This window comes from Reyranella soli, assembly GCF_007992495.1.
In the GTDB taxonomy this organism is placed as follows: domain Bacteria; phylum Pseudomonadota; class Alphaproteobacteria; order Reyranellales; family Reyranellaceae; genus Reyranella; species Reyranella soli.
Map to the genome: position 1 here is coordinate 1 of NZ_BKAJ01000282.1, position 6,374 is coordinate 6,374.

The window sequence follows — 6,374 nt, forward strand, 5'->3', positions numbered from 1 at the left end:
GGTCCGGAAGAAGAAGAGCGGCTAACCTCATGCTGCGTGTCATCCTCCTCGTCGTCGTCCTGGTGATGGCGCCGACCGTCGCCTTCTTCCTGTGGGCGTGGGGCGTGAAGATAAAGGAGGAGCGCAAGCTCTCCGGCACCCTGCCGGAATGGCAGGACCTGCCGCTGACCTGGCTCGGCATCGCCGGCCTGATCTGCACCATCATCGGCTTCATCGTCATGTTCTTCACGCAGAACCAGGGCTACGGCGGACTGTTCGCGCCATGATCCGTCATCCGGACCGCGGGCCTCCAGGCCCGCTCATGATTTTCGTCATTGCCAGGAGCGCGTGGCGCGCTGCCGGCAATGAGCGGGCCTGGAGGCCCGCGGTCCGATGAGTCGTCGCCCATGACACCGCCCTGGATGAACGAGGCGCCGGTGCGGACGCTGCTCGCCGCGCTGGCGGGCGGCGGCATCACGGCGCGCTTTGTCGGTGGCTGCGTGCGCGATTGGGTGCTGGATCGGCCGATCAGCGACATCGACATCGCCGTCGACAAGGCACCCGAAACGGTGACGAAGGTGCTGGAAGCGGCCGACATCAAGGTCGTGCCGACCGGGCTGAAGCACGGCACAGTCACGGCGATCGTCAAAAGCCGTCCCTTCGAGATCACGACGCTGCGCCGCGACGTCGAGACCGACGGCCGGCGCGCGATCGTCGCCTTCACCGACGACTGGCGCACTGACGCCGAGCGCCGCGACTTCACCTTCAACGCGCTCTATGCCGAGCCCGACGGCACCATCCATGACTACTTCGACGGCCAGGTTGACCTTCTAGCCGGCCGCGTGCGCTTCATCGGCGATCCCGAGCAGCGCATCGCCGAGGACCGGCTGCGCGTGCTGCGCTTCTTCCGCTTTCATGCGCGCTTCGGCAAGCCGCCGTTCCATGGCCCGAGCTTCGACGCCTGCCGGCGCAACGCCGCAACGGTGAGCGGCCTGTCGGGCGAGCGCGTCGCCAAGGAACTTTTGCGCACCCTCGACGCGCCCGGCGGCGCCGATGCTTTCGACGCGATGCTCGAGGCGGGCGTGCTCGATCATTGGCTGCCCGAATATGCCGGCAGCACGAGGCTGCGCGCCCTGGCAGCGCGGGAGGGGGCAGCGCGGGAGGAGAAGGCCGATGCCCTGCGTCGCCTGGCGGCGATCCTGCCGGTGGACGCCAATGCGACGGCGATCGGTAAGCGGCTGAGGCTGTCGACACAGGACTCGGTGCGCCTGCAGCTCATGCTCGATCCCGGTAATGCGATCGACACGACCAACCTGCGGGCCAGCCTCTATCGTCTCGGCACGAAGCTCTTCATCGACCGCGTCCTGCTCGACGCGCCGGGCGACTGGCGCGCCGCGCTGGCGCTCGCCGGCAGCTGGACGCCGCCGGAACTGCCGATCGGCGGCAACGATGCGCTGGCGCTCGGGCTGAAACCCGGCCCCAAGGTTGGCGCACTGATCGAAGCGGTCGAACGCTGGTGGGTCGCCGGCGATTTCTCCGCCGACCGCGCCGCCTGCCTCGCCGAGCTGAAGCGGCTCGCCGATGCTCAGGCCTAGCGTCACCTTCATCCTCTGGCTGGCGATCGCGTCGTTCATCGTGGTGAACGATGTGGTTGGCGACACCTGGATCGCGGCCACACTCACCGTGCGCACCGTCGAATGGTACAAGGTGCTGGTGCCACTGCCTTATGTGGCGATGCTGGCCATCATTCACGCCCGCCGAACTGCGGGGCCGCGATGGTTCGAGGCCGCATTGCTCGCCGCACTCCTGTGGCCAGTGTCGACGGTCCTGATCGATTTCGCCTATGTGCGGATCACGTACGACGCCGATCCCGCAGCCTTCCTCGACCGCTTCGGCGGACCCTATCCGCTGCTGATCGCAGCGCTGTTCGTGTTGCCGCTCCTGGCTCCTTTCGTCATCCCGACCGGAGCGAAGCGGAGTGGAGGGACCTCGTCATGAGCTGGCAGACGAAGAGGAGGTCCCTCCACTCCGCCTCGCTACGCTCGGCTCCGGTCGGGATGACGTTACGGCCATTTCACCTCCGGCGGCAGCGACATCAGGATCGCCTCGACGTTGCCGCCAGTCATGAGCCCGAATTTGGTGCCGCGGTCGTGCAGCAGGTTGAACTCGACGTAGCGGCCGCGGCGGACGAGCTGGTGCTCGCGCTCGGCCACGGTCCACGGCTCGTTCATATGCTGGCGCACCAATCGTGGATAGACGTCGAGGAAGGCCTCGCCGACGGCGCGCGTGAAGGCGAAATCGCGGGCGAAGTCGCCGCTGTCGAGATCGTCATAGAAGATGCCGCCGACGCCACGCGCCTCGCCGCGGTGCGACAGATAGAAGTATTCGTCGCACCATTTCTTGAAGCGCGGGTAGTAGGCGGCGTCGTGCGTGTCGCAGGCGGCTTTCAGCGCGCCATGGAACGCGTCGGTGTCGGGCTGGTGCGGCGCCATCGGCGTGAGGTCGGCGCCGCCGCCGAACCAGGCGCGCGTTGTCACGATGTGGCGGGTGTTCATGTGCACCGCCGGCACCTTGGGCGAGCGCATGTGCGCCACCAGCGAGATGCCGGTGGCGTAGAAACGCGGATCCTCTTCCGCGCCCGGGATCTGCTTGCGGAACTCCGGGCTGAACTCGCCGAACACCGTCGAGACGTTGACGCCCACCTTCTCGAACACGCGGCCGCGCATGAGTGACATGACGCCGCCGCCGCGATCCTCGTTGGGCGCCGCATCGCGCCGCCATTGCTTGCGCTCGAAGCGGCCGGGCGGCAGCTCGTGGTGCGTGCCGACGAGATCGTCCTCGATCTTCTCGAACGCCGTGCAGATGCGATCGCGCAGGCTCTCGAACCAGGCGCGCGCCTCGTCCTTGCGCTGCTGCACGGTGGCGGCGTCGGGCAGCGGTGTCGGATTTTTAGTCGGAGAGCGCATCGAATCCCGAGGTCTGGCGCAGGGCCTCGCTCACTACCATGGCGGCAGCCAGCGCGACATTGAGCGAGCGTGCGCCACGCTGAAGCGGGACGCGCAGCCTGAGGTCGGCGGCCTGGTGCACCTCGTCCGGCACGCCGGCGCTCTCGCGGCCGAACAACAGGATGTCGTCCTTGGCGAAGGCGATGCCGGGAAAGTCCGTCGCGCCCTTGGTCGTCAGCAGGACCAGCCGTCCGGCCGGGCGTTCAAGCTCGCGGGCGCGCTTGAAGGCGGCCCACGAGGCGTGGCGGGCGATGCTCGCCAGGTCGTAGTAGTCCATGGCGGCGCGGCGGATGCGCTTGTCGTCGACCGGGAAGCCGCACGGCTCGATCACATCGAGCGGTACTTTCAGGCAGGCCGAAAGCCGGATGAAGGCCCCGAGATTCTGCGGAATGTCGGGTTCGAACAGGGCCAGTCGCATGGCCCCTGTTCTACTCGTTGTTCTGCTGGCGTCCGCGTCGCGAAAGCGCCTGCTACCGGCCGTGCGGCGCGCTGTCGCAGAACGCCCGCGACCCACCTGCGCTCTGGGCCTGCGACCAACAGAGCCTTGAAACATAAGGCCCTTTTGCGGTCTAAAGACCCCATCTCCTCGGGGGGCGGAAAGAGAAAGCAAATGGCTGCATCAAGTATCCCGACCGGTGGGCATGGCGATCCCACCCGGCGCGACTTCCTCATGGTCGCAACCGGCGCCCTGGGTGCTGTCGGTATCGCCGCGACCGCCTGGCCCTTCATCAACAACCTCAATCCGGCGGCCGATACGCTGGCGCTCAGCACCGTCGAGGTGAACGTGCAGCCGATCGCGGTCGGCCAGGCGGTCACCGTGAAGTGGCGCGGCAAGCCGTTGTTCATCCGGCACCGCACGCCGGAAGAGATCAAGGAAGCCGAGGCCGTGCCCCTGTCTGAGCTGCGCGATCCGCAGACCGACAATTCGCGCGTGACCGACACCGCCAAGAAGGTGCGGCCCGAGTGGCTGGTCCAGATCGGCGTGTGCACCCATCTCGGCTGCGTGCCGCTCGGCAACAAGCCGGGCGACCCCAAGGGCCCGTTCGGCGGCTGGTTCTGCCCGTGCCACGGCTCGGCCTACGACACGTCGGGCCGCATCCGCCAGGGGCCTGCGCCCAAGAATCTGGAAATCCCGCCCTACCTCTTCACGTCGGACACGCTGGTCCGCGTCGGCTGATCGCCGGCCGATCCTCGGGGAGCTATTGATGGCCACGTCTCACGGCACGCCGCCGGTCTTCAACAACAAGGTGATCGCCTGGATCGATCACCGACTGCCGATCTTTTCGTATCTCGAGAAGGAGTATCACACCTTCCCGACGCCCCGGAATTTCAACTACTTCTGGAATTTCGGCGCGATCGCGACGGTGATGCTGGTGCTCATGATCGCCACGGGCGTGGTGCTGGCGACCAACTACACGCCGCACACCACGATGGCCTTCGATTCGGTCGAGCGCATCATGCGCGACGTGCCCCAGGGCTGGCTGATCCGCTACCTGCACATGAACGGCGCGTCGTTCTTCTTCATCGCCGTCTACATTCATATCTTCCGCGGCATGTACTACGGCTCCTACAAGTCGCCGCGCGAGCTCTTGTGGATCCTGGGTGTCATCATCTTCCTGCTGATGATGGCGACGGCCTTCATGGGCTACGTGCTGCCGTGGGGCCAGATGAGCTTCTGGGGCGCGACCGTTATCACCAACCTGTTCTCGGCCATCCCGGTGGTCGGCGATTCGATCGTGACCTGGCTGTGGGGCGGCTTCGCCGTCGAGAACCCGACGCTGAACCGCTTCTACGCGCTGCACTACCTGCTGCCATTCATCATCGTGGCCGTGGTGGCGCTGCACGTCGTGGCGCTGCACGTCCACGGCTCGAACAATCCGCTGGGCATCGATCCCAAGGGCCCGCAGGACACCGTGCCGTTCCATCCGTACTACACGATGAAGGACGGCTTCGGCGTCGTGGTCTTCCTGATCATCTATGGCGCCTTCGTGTTCTTCCAGCCCAACTACCTGGGCGACGCGGCCAACTACATCGAGGCCAACCCGCTGGTGACGCCCACGCACATCGTGCCGGAATGGTACTTCCTGCCGTTCTACGCGATCCTGCGCGCCATCCCCGACAAGCTCGGCGGCGTGCTGGCGATGTTCGCCGCCATCGGCGTGCTGTTCGTGCTGCCCTGGCTCGACACCTCGCGCGTCCGCTCCTGCACGTTCCGGCCGATCTACAAGTGGTTCATGCTGGTGCTGGTGGTCGACGTCATCGTGCTCGGCGTCTGCGGCGCCAACCCGCCGGAAGGCTGGTACGTGCCGATCGCCCAGCTCGCCACCGTCTACTATTTCTTCCACTTCCTCATCCTGCTGCCGGTCCTGGGCAAGATCGAACGGCCACTGCCGTTGCCGCCCAGCATCGCCGATGCGGTGCTCAAGAAGGCTGGTTGATCCATGCGCAAGTCCATCGTTACCGGCGCCATTGCGCTGGCCGCCCTCGCGGCCGGCGCCTTCGCGGCCTACGGCGAATCCGTCTCGGCGTCGGAGTCCGAGCAGCATCCGCCCAAGCGGCACTGGCACTTCGAGGGGCCGTTCGGCACCTATGATCGCGCCGCCGCCCAGCGCGGCTATCAGGTCTATCACGAGGTCTGCGCGGCCTGTCATTCGCTGTCGCTGCTGGCCTATCGCAACCTGATGGAGCTCGGGCTCAGCGAGAACCAGGTCAAGGACCTGATCAAGGACATCCAGGTCCCCGACCTCAACGACGACGGCCAGCCGATCGAGCGGCCGGCGCGGCTCTCTGACCGCTTCAAGAAGCCGTTCCCCAACACCGCCGCCGCGGCTGCCGCCAACAACGGCAAGGCGCCGCCCGACCTCAGCGTCATCGTCAAGGCGCGCGAAGAGGGGCCGGACTACATCCACGCGCTGCTGACGGGCTACGTGCCGTTCGACAAGCTGACGCCCAAGCAGATCAAGGAGTTCGACGTCACCAAGGACGACAACTTCAACAAGTACTTCCCGGGCCACAAGATCGGCATGCCGCCGCCGCTCGCCGACGACAAGGTGACCTATGTCGACGGCACCAAGGCCACGACCGACCAGGAAGCCTCCGACGTCGTCGAGTTCCTGGCCTGGGCGTCCGAGCCGCACATGGAGGACCGCAAGCGCACCGGCGTTCGCGTCATCCTGTTCCTGCTCGCCATGGCCGGGCTGATGTACGCCGTGAAGCGCTCGGTGTGGTCCGACAAGCACTAGTACCGGGTATCATAAATGCCTGATACAGCCCGGCTGTCATCCCGAGCGCAGCGAGGGACCTTTCCTGCGGCCTGAAAGGCCTCTCGCTGCGGTAAGCGCGGAGTAACCTCCGCGCCGGGTGACAGACTCACTCTTCGGCGATAGCGAT

The 6,374-nt window shown here is 66.4% G+C and carries 8 protein-coding genes; 6 read left to right on the top strand and 2 right to left on the bottom strand.

Annotation, left to right across the window (positions count from 1 at the left end):
* The 3 genes from RSO01_RS45495 to RSO01_RS45505 form a co-directional block, all read left to right on the top strand.
* Positions 1–266, top strand: a 266-nt coding sequence (locus RSO01_RS45495) for a hypothetical protein (RefSeq protein ID WP_218037665.1), incomplete at its 5' end; no start/stop codon positions are given.
* A gap of 120 nt (positions 267–386) precedes the next feature.
* The gene (locus RSO01_RS45500) at positions 387–1,574 is read left to right on the top strand and encodes a CCA tRNA nucleotidyltransferase (RefSeq protein WP_147157247.1); all 1,188 of its coding nucleotides are present in this window, start codon (positions 387–389) and stop codon (positions 1,572–1,574) included.
* Positions 1,561–1,977 (top strand): hypothetical protein, encoded by a 417-nt coding sequence (locus tag RSO01_RS45505; protein WP_147157248.1) that lies wholly within the window; start codon positions 1,561–1,563, stop codon positions 1,975–1,977. The genes RSO01_RS45500 and RSO01_RS45505 overlap by 14 nt, the downstream gene beginning before the upstream one ends.
* A 65-nt stretch (positions 1,978–2,042) precedes the next feature.
* On the opposite strand, the gene hemF is transcribed toward RSO01_RS45505, so the two are convergent.
* Together hemF and RSO01_RS45515 are read right to left on the bottom strand one after the other, a co-directional pair.
* The gene (gene hemF / locus RSO01_RS45510) at positions 2,043–2,945 is read right to left on the bottom strand and encodes an oxygen-dependent coproporphyrinogen oxidase (protein WP_147157249.1); all 903 of its coding nucleotides are present in this window, start codon (positions 2,943–2,945) and stop codon (positions 2,043–2,045) included.
* Complete coding sequence (locus RSO01_RS45515) at positions 2,929–3,402, bottom strand: tRNA (cytidine(34)-2'-O)-methyltransferase (RefSeq protein ID WP_147157250.1); 474 nt, start codon at positions 3,400–3,402, stop codon at positions 2,929–2,931. Before RSO01_RS45515 ends, hemF begins: the two co-directional genes overlap by 17 nt.
* Before the next feature lie 192 nt (positions 3,403–3,594).
* Here RSO01_RS45515 and petA point away from each other — a divergent pair, with 192 nt between their 5' ends.
* The 3 genes from petA to RSO01_RS45530 are packed head-to-tail and all read left to right on the top strand — an operon-like array spanning position 3,595 to position 6,226.
* Positions 3,595–4,161, top strand: coding sequence for a ubiquinol-cytochrome c reductase iron-sulfur subunit (petA, locus tag RSO01_RS45520; RefSeq protein WP_147157251.1), 567 nt, complete (start codon positions 3,595–3,597; stop codon positions 4,159–4,161).
* Positions 4,162–4,189: 28 nt separating this feature from the next.
* Positions 4,190–5,422: a cytochrome b gene (locus tag RSO01_RS45525; RefSeq protein WP_147157252.1), complete on the top strand. Its 1,233-nt coding sequence runs from the start codon at positions 4,190–4,192 to the stop codon at positions 5,420–5,422.
* 3 nt (positions 5,423–5,425) lie between these two features.
* Complete coding sequence (locus RSO01_RS45530; RefSeq protein WP_147157253.1) at positions 5,426–6,226, top strand: cytochrome c1; 801 nt, start codon at positions 5,426–5,428, stop codon at positions 6,224–6,226.
* Positions 6,227–6,374 lie beyond the last annotated feature (148 nt).

Coding starts and splice junctions, on each gene's coding strand:
- RSO01_RS45500 (WP_147157247.1), top strand. CDS start 387: ATGACACCGCCCTGGATGAACGAGGCGCCGGTGCGGACGCTGCTCGCC.
- RSO01_RS45505 (WP_147157248.1), top strand. CDS start 1,561: ATGCTCAGGCCTAGCGTCACCTTCATCCTCTGGCTGGCGATCGCGTCG.
- hemF (WP_147157249.1), bottom strand. CDS start 2,945: ATGCGCTCTCCGACTAAAAATCCGACACCGCTGCCCGACGCCGCCACC.
- RSO01_RS45515 (WP_147157250.1), bottom strand. CDS start 3,402: ATGCGACTGGCCCTGTTCGAACCCGACATTCCGCAGAATCTCGGGGCC.
- petA (WP_147157251.1), top strand. CDS start 3,595: ATGGCTGCATCAAGTATCCCGACCGGTGGGCATGGCGATCCCACCCGG.
- RSO01_RS45525 (WP_147157252.1), top strand. CDS start 4,190: ATGGCCACGTCTCACGGCACGCCGCCGGTCTTCAACAACAAGGTGATC.
- RSO01_RS45530 (WP_147157253.1), top strand. CDS start 5,426: ATGCGCAAGTCCATCGTTACCGGCGCCATTGCGCTGGCCGCCCTCGCG.